At 55.5% G+C, this 18,264-nt stretch carries 15 protein-coding genes; 5 read left to right on the top strand and 10 right to left on the bottom strand.

What is annotated here, in order from left to right; all coding sequences use genetic code 11:
• Nucleotides 1-102 precede the first annotated feature (102 nt).
• Nucleotides 103-567 carry a TM2 domain-containing protein gene (locus tag AALG83_07700; protein MEY8383038.1) on the top strand — a complete coding sequence of 155 codons (465 nt, stop codon included), beginning with the start codon at nt 103-105 and terminating at the stop codon, nt 565-567.
• A gap of 51 nt (nt 568-618) precedes the next feature.
• Here AALG83_07700 and AALG83_07695 read toward each other — a convergent pair whose 3' ends face one another.
• From AALG83_07695 to AALG83_07685, 3 genes are all read right to left on the bottom strand, one after another.
• Nucleotides 619-1,101 carry a dihydrofolate reductase gene (locus AALG83_07695; protein MEY8383037.1) on the bottom strand — a complete coding sequence of 161 codons (483 nt, stop codon included), beginning with the start codon at nt 1,099-1,101 and terminating at the stop codon, nt 619-621.
• A 1-nt stretch (nt 1,102) separates the two neighbouring features.
• Nucleotides 1,103-1,933, bottom strand: coding sequence for a thymidylate synthase (gene thyA / locus AALG83_07690; GenBank protein MEY8383036.1), 831 nt, complete (start codon nt 1,931-1,933; stop codon nt 1,103-1,105).
• A 129-nt stretch (nt 1,934-2,062) separates the two neighbouring features.
• The gene (locus tag AALG83_07685) at nt 2,063-2,677 is read right to left on the bottom strand and encodes a cytidylate kinase-like family protein (protein ID MEY8383035.1); all 615 of its coding nucleotides are present in this window, start codon (nt 2,675-2,677) and stop codon (nt 2,063-2,065) included.
• Nucleotides 2,678-2,890: 213 nt separating this feature from the next.
• Here AALG83_07685 and AALG83_07680 point away from each other — a divergent pair, with 213 nt between their 5' ends.
• Together AALG83_07680 and nifJ are read left to right on the top strand one after the other, a co-directional pair.
• Entirely contained in the window at nt 2,891-4,300 is a 1,410-nt protein-coding gene (locus AALG83_07680) for a polysaccharide deacetylase family protein (GenBank protein ID MEY8383034.1), read from the top strand.
• A 362-nt stretch (nt 4,301-4,662) separates the two neighbouring features.
• A complete protein-coding gene (nifJ, locus tag AALG83_07675; protein MEY8383033.1) occupies nt 4,663-8,187 on the top strand; it encodes a pyruvate:ferredoxin (flavodoxin) oxidoreductase in 3,525 nt (1,174 codons plus the stop codon).
• A gap of 326 nt (nt 8,188-8,513) precedes the next feature.
• On the opposite strand, the gene AALG83_07670 is transcribed toward nifJ, so the two are convergent.
• From AALG83_07670 to AALG83_07640, 7 genes are all read right to left on the bottom strand, one after another.
• Nucleotides 8,514-9,707, bottom strand: coding sequence for an MFS transporter (locus AALG83_07670; GenBank protein ID MEY8383032.1), 1,194 nt, complete (start codon nt 9,705-9,707; stop codon nt 8,514-8,516).
• A gap of 171 nt (nt 9,708-9,878) precedes the next feature.
• Complete coding sequence (locus AALG83_07665) at nt 9,879-10,712, bottom strand: uridylate kinase (protein MEY8383031.1); 834 nt, start codon at nt 10,710-10,712, stop codon at nt 9,879-9,881.
• Nucleotides 10,713-11,214: 502 nt separating this feature from the next.
• Nucleotides 11,215-12,948 (bottom strand): hypothetical protein, encoded by a 1,734-nt coding sequence (locus tag AALG83_07660; GenBank protein MEY8383030.1) that lies wholly within the window; start codon nt 12,946-12,948, stop codon nt 11,215-11,217.
• 154 nt (nt 12,949-13,102) lie between these two features.
• A complete protein-coding gene (locus AALG83_07655; GenBank protein ID MEY8383029.1) occupies nt 13,103-14,170 on the bottom strand; it encodes a branched-chain amino acid aminotransferase in 1,068 nt (355 codons plus the stop codon).
• A 56-nt stretch (nt 14,171-14,226) separates the two neighbouring features.
• Complete coding sequence (locus tag AALG83_07650; GenBank protein MEY8383028.1) at nt 14,227-14,868, bottom strand: YigZ family protein; 642 nt, start codon at nt 14,866-14,868, stop codon at nt 14,227-14,229.
• A gap of 27 nt (nt 14,869-14,895) precedes the next feature.
• Nucleotides 14,896-16,116 carry a tyrosine--tRNA ligase gene (gene tyrS / locus AALG83_07645; protein ID MEY8383027.1) on the bottom strand — a complete coding sequence of 407 codons (1,221 nt, stop codon included), beginning with the start codon at nt 16,114-16,116 and terminating at the stop codon, nt 14,896-14,898.
• Nucleotides 16,113-17,303 carry a PLP-dependent aminotransferase family protein gene (locus tag AALG83_07640; GenBank protein MEY8383026.1) on the bottom strand — a complete coding sequence of 397 codons (1,191 nt, stop codon included), beginning with the start codon at nt 17,301-17,303 and terminating at the stop codon, nt 16,113-16,115. Before AALG83_07640 ends, tyrS begins: the two co-directional genes overlap by 4 nt.
• Here AALG83_07640 and AALG83_07635 point away from each other — a divergent pair.
• Together AALG83_07635 and AALG83_07630 are read left to right on the top strand one after the other, a co-directional pair.
• Nucleotides 17,302-17,502, top strand: coding sequence for a hypothetical protein (locus tag AALG83_07635; protein MEY8383025.1), 201 nt, complete (start codon nt 17,302-17,304; stop codon nt 17,500-17,502). The genes AALG83_07640 and AALG83_07635 overlap by 2 nt on opposite strands.
• A 69-nt stretch (nt 17,503-17,571) precedes the next feature.
• Nucleotides 17,572-18,264: an iron-sulfur cluster assembly scaffold protein gene (locus AALG83_07630; GenBank protein ID MEY8383024.1), complete on the top strand. Its 693-nt coding sequence runs from the start codon at nt 17,572-17,574 to the stop codon at nt 18,262-18,264.

The following is an 18,264-nucleotide window of genomic DNA, read 5'->3' as shown; positions in this document are numbered from 1 at the left end:
CCATTTTTTAGCATATTTTACATTTTTTATTTACAATGGGCATTTTTGTAACTATAATGGGATTAAATTTAAAGTAAGTATTTTACAAGGAGGATCAGCGTGATGTTTTGCAGAAACTGTGGCCAGCCCATGGACGACATGGCGGCTTTTTGCACACACTGCGGCGCAGGCAAGGGAACGGGAAGCGCCTATTGCCCAAACTGCGGGAGCACAGTCGATCCCAATGCCGTCGTCTGCGTCAAATGCGGCGTAGCTCTTGGCAGCATGGGCTATCAGAATCACCAGAATCAGGGAAACTACAACCCCTATCAGCAGAACTATAATCCCAATTTCAATCAGTCCGGGCAGCCCTTAAAATCCAAGCTGGCCGCCGGCCTTCTGGGCATTTTCCTTGGGGGCTTTGGCGTGCACAGCTTTTATCTTGGCTATGCGGGCAAGGGCGTTGCGCAGATTATCGTTTCGCTGGTTACCTGCGGCGTCGGTTCGCTTTGGGGATTTATCGAGGGGATTCTCATCCTGACGGGCAGTATTTCCCAGGATGCCAACGGCAATCCGCTTGCCGATTAGCTTTTGCGGCCAATAAAAAAGGAGCGCGGGTGCGCTCCTTTTTATTTGCTTCTAATTCTGCTTTCTCCGATACTCGCAGAAAGTAAACCCCAGCCCGCCGCTCTCCTGGCGCGGGCTTTGCTCTGCCAGGAAAAACTCCCCAGAGGCGTCTAGGTTGGGGAAGAAGGTATCTGCCTCCAAAACCGCATCCCATCTGGTAACCAAAATCCGGTCGGTATAGGGCAGCAGCAGCCGGTAGATCTCCCCGCCGCCGATGACGAACGCATCCTCCTTCTGCCCGCCCAGCAGGGCAAACAGCGCGGCAACATCCACTGCGGTTTCGACCCCTGGCGCGCAGAACCCGCCGCGGGAAAGCACGATATTGCGCCGCCCGGGCAATGCGCCGGGCAGGGATTCGAACGTCTTTCTGCCCATCACGACCGCATGGCCCCGGGTGGTTTCCCGGAAAAATTTCATATCTTCGCTGACCCGAACCAGCAGGCCGCCGTCTTTTCCGATGCCCCAGTTTTGATCTGCCGATAAAATCGCCTGCATACTACACCGCCACCGGGATTTTCCCCACGCCGCCGCAGTTCTGATACTCCTCCAGCCAGACGTTTTCCGTATTGAACGCGTAAAAATCGGTGATATCTTCCCCCATGCAAAGCTTTGGCGCGGCGTATCCTTCCCGCTCCATCAGCTTTTCTACGATGGGCACATGCCGGTCGTAAATATGTGCATCCGCAATGACATGCACAAGCTCCCCAGCCTTCAGGCCGCTGACCTTCGCGATCATCGCCAGCAGCGCCGCATATTGGCAGACATTCCAGCTGTTCGCCGTGAGCATATCCTGCGAGCGCTGGTTTAAAATGGCGTTGAGCGTATTGCCGCTGACGTTGAACGTCATGCTATAGGCGCAGGGATAGAGGTTCATCTCGTGCAGATCGGCAAACGTATAGAGACTGGTCATGATCCTTCTGCTGTGCGGGTTGTGCTTTAAATCATACAGCACGCGGTCTACCTGATCGAACTGCCCCTCGGCATACTGATGCTTGACGCCCAGCTGATAGCCATATGCCTTGCCGATGCTGCCCTGTTCATCTGCCCAGGAATCCCAGATATGGCTGGAAAGATCGCGGATATTATTGGATTTTTTCTGCCAGATCCAGAAAATCTCATCCAGCGCCGCCTTGAAATTGATCTTGCGGATGGTTTGGATGGGGAACTCTTCCTGGAGGTTATAGCGGTTGACGATGCCAAACAGCTTGATGGTATGCGCAGGCGCGCCATCCTCCCACTTTGGGCGCACCGGGCCATCCGTATCCCATACTCCGTTTTGCAAGATATCCTTGCAGTTCTGCAAAAAAATCTGATCTGCTCTGCTCATACCTGACACCTCTGTCGCATGTTTTTTTCAGTATAGCAGATCGCCGGCCCGTAAGCAAACCTTTCCTTATTTCCTGATTTTTCCTTTCCCGGCACGGAAAAAGGCGGCCTGCGCCGCCTTTGCCTTCTGCTATTTCGCCAGCAGTTTCTGCTTCCTCTCCGCGTATTGCAGAATCACTTCCACCGCGCCGTCTGCCCCGATTTTCGAGCTGTCCAACGCCAGGTCGTAGTTGCGCATATCGTTCCAATCCTGATCCGTATAGAAATTATAATAGCTGGCTCTTTGCTTATCCGTGCGCGCCAGGACGCCCTTGACATGCTTTTCGGGGACATCATACAGCCGAACCGCCCGATCCATGCGGTATTCCATGCTGGCATGAATAAACACATTGACGACATTTTTCATATGCCGCAGTGAATAGTCTGCGCATCGGCCGACGATGACGCACGGCCCGTTTTGCGCGATCTTTTTGATGGTCTCGAACTGCGCCATAAAGATGGTGTGGTTGAGCGGCGGGCGATTCGCATAGCTGCTGCCCATGGCCAGGGCATAGAGCAGGCTGTTGGTGGGCTTTTCATCGCTCTGCTCGAAAAGCTCCTTGCTGATGCCGCTCTGCTTTGCCGCCTCGCTCAGCAGCTCTTTATCATAAAAAGGCACGCCCATGCGCTCGGCCAGCTTTCTGCCGATCTCCCTGCCCCCGCTGCCAAACTGCCTGCCGATTGTGATAATCATATTGGTATTCATTGCCATCCTCCTGTCATAAACTCTCTATGGGAATTCCGCTTTTTTAATATATTCCCCGGGGCCGCTCCAAAACCCTTTTTCTTTTGGGCGGCAGAGCAGGCATAGTATTTGTATCAGCTTTACAAACAATTCACAATTTGCTTTACTCTGCCCCGGCAAAGGTATATCATATTTTCAGAAACCCACATTAATTTACATTTTTCGAGGTGCACTATGAGCTACAGATCCAGGCTGCGCCGCAGGGAGCGCAGGCGCAAGCATATCATAATTGCCGCATGCAGTGTTTTGGCAGCCGCGGTTGTCGTCGTCGCGGGCATTTTCATCATCAAGGCCGTGAAAAAGACTCCGGATAAGGAAGGGGACGCGAAACCCGTTGCCTCAGTTCTGACCTCTGCGGATGAGCTCATGCAAAGCGGAGATTTCGACGGTGCCCTGGCTCTGCTGGCCGCCACGCCGGAAGACAACGAAAACCACGCAGCCGCCATGGAGAAGATTGCCGACCTCTGCATCCAAAGAGCAGATGCCCTTTACGCCGAGGATGAGACGGCCTACGACGCCTCTATCGCCGTCTTGAATCAGGGGCTTTCCTATACGCAGAGCGAGCGGCTCAGCGCGGCGCTGGAAAAATACCAGGGAATCAAGCAGTCCAAGGAAGTCAAGCTGGTGGAGTATACAGGCATCGTGGAGCACTGGTTCACGCACGCGCTCATCGCGTTCCCGGAGATCACAGTAGAGACAAACACAGAGTATTATTGGAAGGACTGCATCACGCCCTATGAGTTCAAGCATTTCCTCCAGGCGCTCTACGACTACGGCTTTATTCTGGTCGACCCCGCCATCTGCATCGAAAACCCCAGCGGCGACGGCAAGACGTTCGCCTGGGCCGACAAGCTGATGCTGCCCGAGGGCAAAAAGCCGCTCATCATGTCGTTTGACGACGTGGTCTACGATTCGCGCAAAATGCACTGCGGCATGGTGGATAAGATCATCGTGGATGAAAACGGCGAACTGGCCTCCTACACCAAGCACTTAAACGGCGAGGAAGTCATCAGCTACGACAACGAGTTCATCCCCATCATCGAGCAGTTCTGCAAGGAGCACCCGGATTTCAGCCACAACGGCGCCAAGGGCGTCATCGCGCTGACGGGCTTTGCCGGCGTGCTGGGCTACCGGACCAACCGGCAGAGCGAAAACAGAGAATCGGAAATTGAGGAGGCCAAGAAGGTTGTGGCCGTCTTAAAAGAGCACGGCTGGACGTTTGCAAGCCACAGCTACAGCCACACCAACTTCGCCAACGCCTCGCTGGAAAAAGTGCAGGACGACACGCAGAAGTGGCAGAACGAAGTGCAGAACATCGTCGGGGAGACGCCGGTCTTCATCTGGCCCTTCGGCGCGCGCATTCCCAACGAGGATCCGCGCATCGAGGTGCTCAAAAATGCCGGCTTCAAGCTCTTCTGCGGCGTTGGCTCTAAAAACGCCATCAACTGGGAGATGAAGGACGGCACGCTGCTCATGGACCGCCGCACGATGGATGGCACGGCACTGAATGAGTATCGGGAAATTTACAAGCCATTCTTGGATGTTACCGCGGCGCGCGATCCCTTGCGCCCGGCTGGGCATTAAACCGAAAACAGAAGCGGGGCAGGCTGCCCCGCTTTTTTGCTGCCTCGGCTCATCTTTCCCCCTCCCCTGCTCAAAAACAGCTCTTTCTTTTCTTGCCGCTCCGCCCTTTTCTGCCCGCCCTCTCCGGGTTTGCGGGCCGCTTTCCCGGGCTGCCGGCCCCGCAGAAAAGCCCCTTTTTTTCCTATTTTACAGGCTTTTTCCGCCCCGTTATCCCTTGACGAAAAACCGCCGGATAAGCTATAATAAAGATGCTGATCAAAACGCAGCTTCTTTTTTGATGCAACGCGTTTTTTAGCTGTTATGTACAGGCTGCCGGGGCATCCGGCAATTTCCAAATATTCCAAATTGGAGGGCTATAATCAATGGCACAAAAATTAACGATTGATGGTAACACAGCGGCCGCGCATGTTGCTTATGCGTTTTCCGATGTCGGCGCCATCTACCCCATCACGCCTTCTTCGCCCATGGCGGAGGCATGCGATGAATGGGCTGCTCAGGGAAGAAAAAACATCTTCGGCCAGAGAATGAAGATGTCTGAGCTGCAGAGCGAGGCGGGCGCTTCGGGCGCTGTGCACGGTTCGCTGGCTGCCGGCGCATTCACTTCCACCTTCACGGCTTCTCAGGGCCTGCTGCTCATGATCCCCAACATGTACAAAATCTCCGGCGAGCTTTTGCCCTGCGTGTTCCATGTTTCCGCAAGAGCGCTGGCTGCTCACGCGCTGAGCATTTTTGGCGATCATGCAGACGTTATGGCCGCGCGCCAGACCGGCTTTGCCATGATCTGCGGCAACTCCGTGCAGGAAGTTATGGATATGGCCGCGATTGCGCACCTTTCCACGCTCAAGGCGAAAGTTCCGTTCGTCAACTTCTTCGATGGTTTCAGAACCTCCCACGAGGTTTCCAAGATCGAGATGCTGGACTATGACGATCTCGCTTCCATGATCGATTGGGATGCCGTCAAGGAATTCCGCGCCCGGGCGCTCAACCCCGAGCATCCGCATCAGCAGGGCACGGCGCAGAACCCGGATATCTACTTCCAGAACCGCGAAGCTGCAAATAAATACTACCTGGCGACGCCCGAGATCGTCCAGAACACGATGGATGAGTTCGCCAAGAAATTCGGCCGCGCTTATCACCTGTTCGACTATGTCGGCGCACCGGATGCCGAGAGAGTCATCGTGCTGATGGGCTCCGGCGCAGAGGCTGCGGAAGAGGCTGTCAACTACATGAACGCACGCGGCGAGAAGGTCGGCATGGTGAAGGTTCACCTCTACCGCCCCTTCAGCGCAAAGGCATTCGTGGATGCGATCCCGGCCAGCGTCAAATCCGTTACCGTTCTCGACAGAACCAAAGAGCCCGGCTCCCTGGGCGAGCCGCTGTATGAAGATGTCATCGCAGCGCTGTTCGAGCAGGGCCGTATGCTCAAAGTTCTGGGCGGCCGGTATGGCCTGGGCTCCAAAGAGTTCACGCCCACCATGGTCAAGGCTGTTTACGACAACATGGCCGCGGCAGAGCCCAAGAACCACTTCACCGTCGGCATCGTAGACGACGTTACGGGCACTTCCCTGGAAATTCACGAGCAGATCGACGCCGCTCCCGAAGGCTGCTTCCGCGCGAAGTTCTTCGGCCTTGGCTCGGACGGTACGGTCGGCGCCAACAAGAACACCATTAAGATCATCGGCGACCACACGGATATGTATGCCCAGGGCTACTTCAGCTACGACTCCAAGAAGTCCGGCGGCATCACGATTTCCCATCTGCGTTTCGGCAAAACGCCCATTCAGTCGACCTATCTCATCGACGTCGCAGATTTCGTCGCATGCCACAACCCCAGCTACGTCACGCGCTACGACGTTCTGGAGGGCATCAAAGAGGGCGGCACCTTCCTGCTGAACAGCCCCTGGACGCCCGAAGATATGGAGAACCAGCTCCCGGCTTCCATGAAGAGAGAGATCGCTTCTAAGAAGCTGAAGTTCTACAACATCGACGGCGTGAAAATCGCGAGAGAAGTCGGCCTGGGCGGCAGAATCAACATGTGCCTGCAGGCAGCTTTCTTCAAGATTGCCGGTGTCATTCCCGAGGCGGACGCTGTGGAATACATGAAGGCGGCCGTCAAGAAGACCTATGGCAAGAAGGGCGACGATATCGTCAACATGAACTGGAAGGCCATCGACGTGGCTATCTCCCAGGTTCAGGAGATCAACTACCCCGCTTCCTGGGCAGAGGCGACCACCGGCGCTGAGCCGGCGAAAGTCGCTGAGAACGAATACTTCAAGGAAGTCATCCACCCCATCGCGACGCAGAAGGGCGATGCACTGCCCGTCTCTACCTTCGACCCGAGAGGCTTCGTTCCCACGGGCACGACCAAGTACGAGAAGAGAGGCATTGCCGTCAACGTTCCCAAGTGGATTCCGGAAAACTGCATCATGTGCAACCAGTGCTCGCTGGTCTGCCCGCATGCCTGCATCCGTCCGTTCCTGGCCAAGGAAGAGGACCTGGCCGATGCTCCTGCTGCATACATCACCAAAGATGCCCGCGGCAAGGACGTCGCTGGATACAAGTTCCGCATGCAGCTCTCCCCGCTGGACTGCACGGGCTGCGGCAACTGCGTAGAAGTTTGCCCGGCTAAGCAGAAAGCGCTGGAGATGGAGCCTCTGGCAGAAAGCTGCAAGACGGAAGAGGCCAACTGGGAGTTCGCAGTCGAGCTGCCCCGCCCGGAGATTTCCGTCAATAAATCCACCGTCATCGGCAGCCAGTATCTGCAGCCGCTGTTCGAGTTCTCGGGCGCATGCGCAGGCTGCGGCGAGACGCCCTACGTCAAGCTGGTTTCCCAGCTGTTCGGCGACCGCATGATCATCGCAAACGCAACCGGCTGCTCCTCCATCTATGGCGGTTCCGCGCCGACCTGCCCGTATACCGTCAACGAAGAAGGCCATGGCCCGGCTTGGGCAAACTCCCTCTTCGAGGATAACGCGGAGTTCGGCTACGGCATGGCGCTGGCATATCTGCAGAGACGCGCCGCGCTCAAAGATAAAGTCGCAAAAGTTCTGGAAGACGGCATCGTATCCGGCGCGCTCAAGGAAGCGCTGGAGAAATGGGCTGCCGCTCCCAAGGATGCAGACAACACCAAGGCCTGCGCGAAGGTCATCAAGGCAGAGCTTCCCGCTGCGATTGCCGCAGCTTCCGGCGATGCGAAAGCGGCTCTTCAGGCTCTGGATGCAGATGCAGACCTGTTCATCAAGAAATCCATCTGGATCATCGGCGGCGACGGCTGGGCATACGACATTGGCTACGGCGGTGTAGACCACGTTCTGGCCATGGATGAGGATATCAACATCCTGGTTCTGGATACCGAGGTTTATTCCAACACCGGCGGCCAGGCATCCAAGTCTTCCCCGACCGGCGCAGTTGCCAAGTTCGCTGCTGCCGGCAAGAGAACCAAGAAGAAAGACCTTGGCTCTATCGCGATGACTTACGGCTATATCTACGTCGCTTCCTGCGCGATGGGTGCAAACCAGGCGCAGCTCGTCAAGGCGATGAACGAAGCAGAAGCCTACGACGGCCCGTCCCTGGTCATCTGCTACTCCCCCTGCATCAACCATGGCATCAACATGGGCAAGGCGCAGCTGGAGGAGAAGAAGGCTGTGGAAGCTGGCTACTGGCAGCTCTACCGCTTCAACCCGGCGCTCAAGGAAGAGGGCAAGAATCCCTTCACGCTGGATTCCAAAGAGCCCACCGGCAGCTACCGCGACTTCATCACCGGAGAGACGCGCTACCGCACGCTCCAGAAGATGTTCCCGCAGGATGCTGAAGTTCTGTTCGCTCGGGCAGAAGAAGAGGCAAAAGAGCGCTACGAGAATTACAAGAACAAAGCAGAGCAGAACTAACCGCTCTGTCAACCAAAAAGAATGCCGAAGAAATTCGGCATTCTTTTTTATTTGCCCGCACTGCACCACCTTTGCAATAGCACAGCGGACAACATAAATCCGACTGCCGATCTGAGCATCGCAAAAAATTAATGTATCATTTGAGCAATTCCGTACGCACCAAGTTACATTGCTATCGCCTTTGTCAGCTATTGCTTTTCTCTGCCGCTTCTGCAAGGAAGCCGAGATAAAAACTGCCGCACCCGCCGCGACAATGGCCGCTTTTTGCGGATAAAAAAGGCACGGCGCTATGCCATGCCTCGAAAACACTCTTTTCTGCTGCTCCCTCAGCTCTTGCTTCCCGAAAACAGCGCCCGCTCGGCCTGGGGCTTTGTGCGCATGAGCAGGCAGATGACCAGCCCGGCCGCCGCCAGAATCGTCGCGACTGCATAAAGCCCGGCAAACCCCTTCGCTTTCACTAAAAAGCCGCTGAACGCCTGGAACAGAATGGTTCCGATGGATTTTACCATCTCCACAATGCCCAGCGCTGTGGAGGAATATGCCTCGTCTACTGCACCCGCGGTAATCTTGATGGTTACCATCACAAACAGCATATTGCTGCCGATGGCCCGCAGCAGCACGACGCAGGCGGCAACGATCCAGTTTATGGAGATCAGCCAGCAGCCGGCAAACTGGATGCCCAGACTGCCGAACACCAGGAACAGCAGCTGCTTGCCTGAAAGCCCATCCATATACCGATGCGAAAACAGAAGCAGCGGAATTTCCATTAAAACGGCCAGCGCGAGCACCAAACCCGATTGCGGCACAGTAAACCCGCTGTCCGTCAAAAACAGCGAGAGATACGTCTCGTTCATCACAGAGAGCCCGGCGAAAATCACTGCCAGAAGCAACAGCAGAAGATACGTCTTGCTGCCCAGCAGGGCTTTGGCTGGGTGCCAGTCTTTTGGCTGCTGCTTCTTTTCCCTAGGCTGCTGCGCCATGGAAGCCGTGCTGAAGCGGCTTAAGAAGAAAATTGTCAGAAACAGCGCCGCTGCCGCCGCAAAAAAGACCGAGCGGTTCCAGACGTGCGCATATAAAATGCTGCCCAATTGAGAGGCCGCGGCAAAGCCGATGCTTCCCCAGATGCGCACCGAGCCGTAGCGATAGGGACCGGAGGTCGCGATCTTTTCAAAGATGGGCAGAAGGCTGCTCATCCCCGAGAGCACCAGGCCATCCAGCAAAAACAGCAGCCAGGTTTGCCGGGTGATGGTAAAGCAGAGTGCCGCCACCGCCGCCAGGCCCAGGATTGCGCCGCCCAGCGCCTTGCGGTTCTTGATGCGGTCGTCCAAAAAGCCCACGACGGGCTGAAGCGCGATGGCGAAAATGCCGGATGCCGAGAGTACAAACGCGATCTCCACAGGCGTCTTTCCAAGATCACTCAGATAAATCGTCAGCATCGAGCCAAAAATGCCGAAAGTAAAGTAAAAACAAAACAATAGGGCGCCGCAGTAAAAGCCCAGGCTCGCTTTCCGCTTTTCCATCTTCATTCCTCTTTCTTTTTTATACTCGGATATCTCCAGTATAACCCAAGGCCTGCATGCCCCACAAGCCTTTTTCCCTCTTTTCGGAAAATTTCGCCGCACCGCCGCTCCCGCGCCGAAATTTGGGCGCAAAAAAGGCCCCAAAGAGCTGCTCTTTGGGGCCTTTTTTGCTCAGTCGATCATCAGCCGCGTACAGCGGACTTTCCCATCCATAATATCCGAAAGCCGGTGCGCCGCGCTGGCGATGACAACATCCGTCCCATTTTCCAGAGCGCGCTTGGCAAACATCAGCTTGGCCTTGGCGCCGTTCGCCCCCACCCTGGAGGCCCCGCTGCAATAGGCCAGCATCTCATCGATTTTCGCATCGATCTCCTCTGCCGAAGAGCCGCGCACTTCCTCGATCAAAGTGGAGGCATCTTTGGGGTCCTTATAAATACCCTCTGTGGAGGTCAGAATGACCAGGCGCTCTGCCCCGACCAGCTGGCTGACGACAACCGCCGTCTCGTCGTTATCCACGCATTCCACCACTTCCCCGTCCCCTTTATTTTGGCGCAAGGACGCGATCTCAAAACGCCGCGTCTCCTCATTGCTCACAGGGTCGTTGTAGTTGACGATGGGGATGGCGTTCTGATTGGCCGCCCGGAAAAAGAGCTTGCGCAGATGCTCTGCCTTTTCCGGCTCGTTGAAGTGGCTGTGCTCCACCAGCATCTGCCGAACAGAGTATTTGGGGTCGATAAAATCCCGGTAGAGCCCCATCAAAATGGCCTGCCCCTGGGAAGAATAATCCGTCTTGATTTCTTCCAAATCGCCTTTGAGCTCGCTGCCATTGCGCTTCATATAGTCGATTCTCCCGATTTCCGCCGCGCCCGAGCTGACCAGAATATAGCCTGGCCGCAGATCGTGCGCCAATCTGGAAATGATATTATAATCCAGGTCGTTATCCTCTTTTCGAATGAGCGCCATAGACCCAATTTTCACTACGGCATCGAATGTAAAATGCGCCATCTTTTCCCCTCTTCTATCGCCCTGCCGGGCATATTACTCGTATCTTACCCTCCTGCCAATGCCGCAGCGGGCGGGCAGAAATATTATATCATGATCGGAGCAAGCGGAAGCTTGCTTCCCTCTCTTGCGCTGCGGCGAAGCGGAGCAGCGCTCATGATTCAATATTTATGGAACCCGTTTGAAATCTTCGATTTCAGTAACGGGTAGAAATATTATACTATAAAGCGGTGATTCGCGCAACGCGGCTTTTGGAGCATATAGTACATTTTTCATAAATTTATTACATTTTTGTAGTAAATTATCTTTACTTTTGTAATAAAATGTATTATGATGAAATTACAGAGAAAAAGCTGCCGATTATGCGCGATACAAAGCGCCTATTGCCTTTCAGCTCGATCAGCCCGGCCCGCCGAGGCCCGGCACAATTCATTTAGAGAACAAGTATTTTTTATTTTTTCCTCAACACAAAAAGGGCGCCCACGGGGCGCCCGCTTTTTGTCTTTTAGAAATTGTTGCGGTCTTCAAAATCCGAAGGATCTACTTTGGGAGCAACCTTCCGCCGCATAGCCGGCCGCTGCTCTTGCTCTTCCCGCAGCGTCTCTTCCTGCTCTGCCTCCGGCTCTTCCTCATCCGCTTCCAGTTCGAAATCCCGGAAATTGCCCTTGGGCTCCGGACGCTCATAGCGCTCGGAAACCGGCGAAGCGGCAGCCGCCGGCGAAACGCGCTCGACTCTCGGGCGGCGCGTCTCCGGCCTTGCGGGAGAGTTTTTTGGGGGCAGCTTTTTCTGGTTCTTCTTTTCCTTATTGACCAGGATGATGAGCGCAATGCCCGCCGCAACCATCAGAATGAATACGATCACCACAATCCAAATGGCTGTGCCCAGCCCGGAGGAAGCCTTTTTCTCTTCCTTTACTTCGACCGGAACATCGCTGCTGGAAACTGCCACTGCCTTGCCGTCCGGATCTGTGGCGCTCACTTTGAAGCGGAACACCGCATTCTCGGAGAGCTCGGCCTCTGTATCGATATCTTTTTCGCCTGGCATCAGGACGTCGTACGTCCCCAAATTGCCCAGCGTCTCTTCCGAAATCGTAACATCCGTGAATATCCCCTCGCCCTGGTTTTTGAGCACCAGCTTGAAGGTTACTTTGCCCGTCTGCGCATAGCTGCTCTGATCTACCGTTACACTTAGAGAGAGATCTTTCTGATAGTCTACTTCCTCTTTCTGCTCGACGGTGATCTCCATCTCGTTGGACTGGAAGGTATACGTCTCTCCCGAATCGTCCTCGCAGGTCGCCGTGAAGGAATAGGTCTTGCTGGCCGTCAGCGTATCCGAAACATCCGCCGTCAGCGTCGCACCCTCTTTGATGGTGGAAGTACCCAGAGGGACGGTATTGCCCGAGGCATCCTTGACGACCAGGTTCTTGAGATCCACATTGCCGTCGTTTTTGATCACCAGGTTGAACTTGGCGTTTTCCCCGGCTTCTATTGTAGTAGACTCCGCAGTTGCCGCCATGGAAAGGGAGGCCGAGGACATGGTAACCTTGAGGCTCTCCATATTGCGGCTGTAATTCTTGCCTGCGGCCGTGTATTTGAGCGTCGGCTCGACATTAATGGTCTTCATGATCGTGCCGGTATAGGTGATATACTTGACATCCCCCGGCGCGACGGAAAACGCCTTGCTGACGGCATTGCCGCCGTTGAGCACCGGCGCGGAGATCGTGCAGTTCTCGATGGTCGTATCGCCCTGGTTTTCCACGACAAAAGTAAACTCGACTTTGGTCTCCTTGGGAACGACGTTTTTATCGACTTTCACCGCCGTGCTGACTTTGACGTTCGCCTCTTTTTTGGCGACTTTAAAGCTCTTGGAGATTTTCTTGCTCTCGCCGTTATACTCATAGTTAAGCACGACCGGGATATTCGAGCCGATCTCCGAATCCTTGACTGTGTAGGAGTATTCTGCGGCATCCGAGTTGCCCGCGATAAAGCTGCTCCAGCTGGCAACCTGCTTATCGCCCACAGTTACCGTAACATTGGAGACATCGTCGCCCCGGTTGCTGACCACCGCGCGCACCTTCACCTCTCCGCTGGAAGAGAGCGAAGTCGGCGAGAATTCCACCGTCATCTCCATATTGTCGCCCGCAGCTTTTGCAGACGAAGGCATCCATAAAACTCCAAAGGCCAGCACCGCCACCAGCAGCACCGCCATCATTTTTCTAAGCGAAAAACTATGCTCCATTCTTACCCTCCATTCAGGCAACCCACGCGGGGTATTTGACGAATAAAAAATACCGTATTACCAGAAAACCTAATAATACGGTATTATTCTAAACCATCCGCGCCGGATAGTCAATTCAGGGCCGCATTTTTAACAAAACGTTAACCATGCAGCGCTATTTGATCTCCTTGACCCAGCCGAATTTATCCTCAATTCTACCATACTGGATGCCCGTCAGCGTATCGTAGAGCAGTTTGGTCGTCTCGCCCATCTGGCCGTCGCCGGGGATGATCTCCTTATCCTCCCAGAGCAGCTTGCCCACCGGGCTGACCACAGCCGCCGTGCCCGAGCCGAAGATCTCTTCCAGCGAGCCGTCCCTAGAAGCCTCATAAAGCTCCTCTGCGGAGATTCTGCGCTCGCTGACCGGGATGCCCATATCTTTTGCCAGCGTGATGATGGAATCTCTCGTGATGCCGGGCAGAATGCTGCCGCCCAGCGGAGGCGTAACCAGCTCGCCCTTGATCTTGAAGAAGATGTTCATCGCGCCGACTTCCTCGACATACTTATTCTCCTTGCCATCCAGCCAGAGCACCTGGCCGAAGCCCTTCTTATGGGCAATTTCGCCGGCCAGCAGGCTGGCCGCATAGTTGCCGCCCGTCTTGTGGTGGCCCGTGCCGCCCTTGACCGCCCGGACATATTTGCTCTCGACATAGATATCCACCGGGGACAGGCCGGAAGCATAGTATGCGCCGGAGGGAGAGAGGATGACATACAGCAGGTATTCCTCTGCCGGGCGCACGCCCACAAACGGATCCACGCCGATATACGTCGGCCGGATATACAGCGATGTGCCGGGGGAAGTGGGGATCCAGTCCTGCTCGGTTTTGATGAGCTCATACAGAGAGTTCAGGAAAAACTCGCCGTCGAAGGGGGCCATGCAGATGCGCTCTGCGGAAGTCGCCAGGCGCTTCACGTTATCCCAGGGCCGGAACATGAGCACTCTGCCATCCTCTGCGCGGTATGCCTTCAGCCCCTCAAAAACCTCCTGGGAATAGTGCAGAACCGTGGCCGCAGGGGAAAGCGAAAGGTTGGCATACGGCTCAATCGCCGCATGATACCAGCCGCGCTGCCCATCGCGCTTCATCATGAGCATATAGTCGGTAAAAATCCGCCCGAAGCCCAGTTTTGTCTCGTCTTTCGGTTTTTCCTTCAGAACATCTCTTTGGATAAACTCCAGTTTCATTGCCATCTCTCCTTTATTTTATCAATTTCATTCTTTTATTTCCCAGGCCATAGGGCTTAGCGCTCTTCGATTACCTGATAGCGCCGCTCTATCTCCACCGGCGCGGCCTTGCCCGCCGAAATTTCGCTGATGAGCTTGGCCAGCCTGCCTTCTGCGCCGAAATCCGAAAAGACCGTGCCCGAGACGGCATCCGTATACTGCACCTCGCCGATCTCGTAGCCTGCGGCCAGAAGCTGGGATTCCGCCTTGCCCCAGAGCCGGAACGGAAGTTTGAGCGAAAAGACGACCCGGGGCTTATAGCAGATTTTTTTGGCCTCGGCCAGCGCCAGCGAGACGCTGGAGCCATAGGCCCGCACCAGGCCGCCCGTCCCCAGCAGCGTCCCCCCGAAATACCGGGTAACCACGGCCAGAATATTCGTCAGGCCGCTGCCCCGCAGAGTTTCCAGCATGGGCATCCCCGCCGTGCCCTGGGGCTCGCCGTCGTCGCTGCACCGGGAAAACTCCCGCATCTGTCCAAAAATCATGGCGCTGCAGTTATGGCTCGCATCCCAAAACTGCTTTTTCAGGCCATCCAGAATTTCCTGCGCCTGCTCCATGCTCTCTGCCGGATAGAGCCGCCCATAGAATCTGGACTTTTTGATCACTTGGCAGGTGGTGCAGGGCTGTGCAATAGTCCGGTATTCTCTTAGCTCTTCCACTGCTCTGCCCCCCTCGCTTTGCCCGCGCTATTTCACCACGATCTTATGGAACACTTTCTTGCCCTTGCGGATCATGATCGCGCCGTCCTGGATATCCGCATCCGAAAGCTCTGCCAGCTCTTCGGCCACCTTCTCGCCGTTGACGGACACGCCGCCGCCGGCAATGAGCCTTCTGGCTTCGCCCCGAGATTTGGTCAGCCCGGCCAGCATCATCAGGTCGATGACCTTATTATTTTCGGCAAACTGCTCTTTGGTGATCTCCGTGGTAGGAGCCTGGCCGCCCTCTGCGCCGGCAAACAGCGTCTTGGCCGCCGCCTGGGCCTTTTTGGCCTCCTCCTCGCCGTGTACCTGGCGCGTAACCTCGTAGGCCAGCACTTCCTTAGCCTGGTTGATCTTCTCATCTTTGAGCGCGCCCAGCCGCTCCACTTCCTCCATGGGCAGGAAGGTCAGCAGCGCCAGGCAGTTGCGGACGTCTGCATCCGCGATATTGCGCCAGTATTGGTAGAACTCGTAGGGCGATGTTTTCTCGGCATCCAGCCAGAGCGCGCCGCCCTCGGTTTTGCCCATCTTGTTACCGTCGCTCTTTAAGAGCAGTGTGCAGGTCAGGCCATAGGCCTCCTTTTTCTCTTTTCTGCGGATGAGATCTGCGCCGCCCAGGATGTTGCTCCACTGGTCGTCGCCGCCCATCTCCAGCTTGCAGCCATAGCGGCGGTTGAGCTCCAAGAAGTCGTAGGACTGCATGAGCATATAGTTGAATTCCAGGAAGGTTAAGCCCTTCTCCAGCCGCCGCTTATAGCATTCCGCCGTGAGCATGCGGTTGACCGAGAAGTGCGCGCCCACTTCCCGCAGGAACTCGATATAGTTGAGATCCCGCAGCCACTCGGCGTTATCCACCATGATGGCCTTGCCCTCGCCGAAATCCAGGAACCGGCCAATCTGCTTGCGGAACTGGGCGACGTTGTGATCGATGGTCTCGGTGGTCATCATCTTGCGCATATCGCTTTTGCCCGAGGGATCGCCGATCATGCCCGTGCCGCCGCCCAGCAGCACGATGGGCCGGTGCCCCGCTCTCTGCATATGCGCCATTGCCATCAGCGCCACAAAGTGCCCCACATGCAGGCTGTCCGCCGTCGGGTCGAAGCCGATATAGAAGGTAACCTTCTCTTTGGCCAGAAGCTCTTCCAGCCCCTCGTGCGTTACCTGCTTGACAAAGCCTCTTTCTTGAAGCACTTCAAATGCGTTTTTCATCTTCTTTCGTTTCCTCCATCTGTAAACAGCTCTCCTAGAAGCTGCATTCCTTTTTCTATTTGGGCCTCATCGGCCATGGTATAGTTGAGCCTTAGTGTATTATCATGCCCGCCATACGCATAAAAATGCGTTCCGGGCACATAGGCGACTTTGCGCCGGACGGCCTCCTCAAAGAGCGCCGTCGCGTCGATGCCTTCAGGCAGCTCGGCCCAGAGGAACATGCCGCCCTCCGGCCTCACCAGCTTGGTTCCCTTGGGGAAATACTTCTGCGCCGCCGCATACATCGCATCCAGCTTGCCCGCATAATAGGCGCAGTTTGCCGCGATGCCATCGAAATAGGCGCCTTCTTTGATATATTCGCAAACCAGCCCCTGCGTCAGGTTAGATGTATGCACATCCTGCCCCTGTTTGCCCAGGTTGAACTTGGCGATAATCTCCGCCGGCGCATACGCCGCGCCCACCCGCAGGCCAGGCGAGATGGTCTTGGAAAAGCTCATGAGCTTGACCACCCGGTTTGCCCGGTCGAAGGATTTGATGGAGGGCTGCGCCTCCCCTGCGTAGCGCAGGGCAGCATAGGGGTCGTCCTCCAAAATGATGACGCCATACTTCTCTGCCAGCTGGGCAATCTGCCGTCTGCGCTCGGCCGGCAGCGTGCGCCCGGTGGGGTTCTGGAAGGTCGGAATAGTATAAATGAATTTGGGCTGATACTTTGCGATTTTCTCTTCCAAATCCGCGATCACCAGGCCATGCTCATCCATCTCAGCCTCGATGAGTTCTGCCTGATACATCTTAAACGTCTGGATAGCGCCCAGGAACGTCGGCGATTCGACGATGATGCGATCCCCAGGGTTGATGAGCGTCTTTGTTAGCAGATCGATGCCCTGGGAAGAGCCGGAAAGGATGATGAGCTCCTCCTTTTTTGGGGAAAGCCCTTCGGCCTCGAACAGCTTCTGCACCTGGCCCAGCAGATCTGCCGTGCCCAGCGTGCCGCCATACTGCAAAACGCTGTCTCCCTGCTCTCGGATCAGCTTTGCCGCATACCCTGCGAGCTTATCTGCAGGGAAGGTTTTGGGGGATGGGTTTCCGCCGGCAAAAGAGATGATCTCCGGATCGCCCAGCAGGGAGAAAATCGCCCGGATTGCGCTTCCCTCCACTCTATCAAACCGCTCTGCAAACAAATACTCCATGTTTATCGCCTCGCCTTCTGATAAAAATAAAAACTTTCTCTATAAATATTTATTATATCCAATCTCCCCGGCCATAGCAAGAAAATTTTCCCGCGCCCAGGGGCCTTGCGGCGCGTTTTTTCTCCCCCATGCAAAATTGGCAGCCACCTTGGCATTTTTTCCAAAAATCCCTTTTATTCAGGGCGGTTTATTGTTATAATAGGAGCGTATCTGTTAGTTGCGCACGAAGTCTAAGACGCACCTAGATAATTTGAAGGAGGACGTTTTCATGCAATATTCCAAAGAAGTGGAAGAAATGGTATGCGTGCAAAGAGGCCCGCATCACGGCCCCGCTCCCATCCCGGAAGAGGGCAAATGGGTTCTGGCCAAAGAGATTAAGGATATTTCCGGCTTGACGCACGGCATTGGCTGGTGCGCGCCCCAGCAGGGCGCCTGCAAGCTGACGCTCAACGTCAAAGACGGCGTCATTGAAGAGGCGCTGGTCGAGACCATCGGCTGCTCGGGCATGACGCACTCTGCCGCCATGGCCGCAGAAGTGCTCACGGGCAAGACCATCCTGGAAGCGCTGAATACCGACCTGGTATGCGACGCCATCAACACCGCCATGAGAGAGCTTTTCCTGCAGATCGTCTACGGCAGAAGCCAGACGGCTTTCTCCGAGAACGGCCTGCCCGTCGGCGCTGGCCTGGAAGACCTGGGCAAGGGCCTGCGCAGCCAGGTCGGCACCATGTACGGCACCAAGGCCAAGGGCGTCCGCTATCTGGAAATGGCCGAGGGCTACTGCCTGGAGATGGGCCTGGATGAGAACGGCGAAGTCATCGGCTATAAGTTCGTGCACCTCGGCAAGATGATGGAAGCCATCCGCAAGGGCATGGATCCCAAAGAGGCATATGAGAAAAACATCAATACTTACGGCCGCTATGATGAAGCCGTCAAGTATGTCGATCCGAGAAAGGAATAA

Source organism: Christensenellaceae bacterium 44-20 (genome assembly GCA_041223705.1).
In the GTDB taxonomy this organism is placed as follows: Bacteria; Bacillota; Clostridia; order Christensenellales; family Christensenellaceae; genus QANA01.
The sequence above is the reverse complement of the archived record's forward strand: the minus strand, read 5'-3'. Positions and strand labels throughout refer to the sequence as shown.

What these genes read in the sequence shown, in the direction of transcription:
- AALG83_07700 (MEY8383038.1), top strand. Translation starts at nt 103, where the DNA reads ATGTTTTGCAGAAACTGTGGCCAGCCCATGGACGACATGGCGGCTTTT.
- AALG83_07695 (MEY8383037.1), bottom strand. Translation starts at nt 1,101, where the DNA reads ATGCAGGCGATTTTATCGGCAGATCAAAACTGGGGCATCGGAAAAGAC.
- thyA (MEY8383036.1), bottom strand. Translation starts at nt 1,933, where the DNA reads ATGAGCAGAGCAGATCAGATTTTTTTGCAGAACTGCAAGGATATCTTG.
- AALG83_07685 (MEY8383035.1), bottom strand. Translation starts at nt 2,677, where the DNA reads ATGAATACCAATATGATTATCACAATCGGCAGGCAGTTTGGCAGCGGG.
- AALG83_07680 (MEY8383034.1), top strand. Translation starts at nt 2,891, where the DNA reads ATGAGCTACAGATCCAGGCTGCGCCGCAGGGAGCGCAGGCGCAAGCAT.
- nifJ (MEY8383033.1), top strand. Translation starts at nt 4,663, where the DNA reads ATGGCACAAAAATTAACGATTGATGGTAACACAGCGGCCGCGCATGTT.
- AALG83_07670 (MEY8383032.1), bottom strand. Translation starts at nt 9,707, where the DNA reads ATGGAAAAGCGGAAAGCGAGCCTGGGCTTTTACTGCGGCGCCCTATTG.
- AALG83_07665 (MEY8383031.1), bottom strand. Translation starts at nt 10,712, where the DNA reads ATGGCGCATTTTACATTCGATGCCGTAGTGAAAATTGGGTCTATGGCG.
- AALG83_07660 (MEY8383030.1), bottom strand. Translation starts at nt 12,948, where the DNA reads ATGGAGCATAGTTTTTCGCTTAGAAAAATGATGGCGGTGCTGCTGGTG.
- AALG83_07655 (MEY8383029.1), bottom strand. Translation starts at nt 14,170, where the DNA reads ATGAAACTGGAGTTTATCCAAAGAGATGTTCTGAAGGAAAAACCGAAA.
- tyrS (MEY8383027.1), bottom strand. Translation starts at nt 16,116, where the DNA reads ATGAAAAACGCATTTGAAGTGCTTCAAGAAAGAGGCTTTGTCAAGCAG.
- AALG83_07635 (MEY8383025.1), top strand. Translation starts at nt 17,302, where the DNA reads ATGTTTATCGCCTCGCCTTCTGATAAAAATAAAAACTTTCTCTATAAA.
- AALG83_07640 (MEY8383026.1), bottom strand. Translation starts at nt 17,303, where the DNA reads ATGGAGTATTTGTTTGCAGAGCGGTTTGATAGAGTGGAGGGAAGCGCA.
- AALG83_07630 (MEY8383024.1), top strand. Translation starts at nt 17,572, where the DNA reads ATGCAATATTCCAAAGAAGTGGAAGAAATGGTATGCGTGCAAAGAGGC.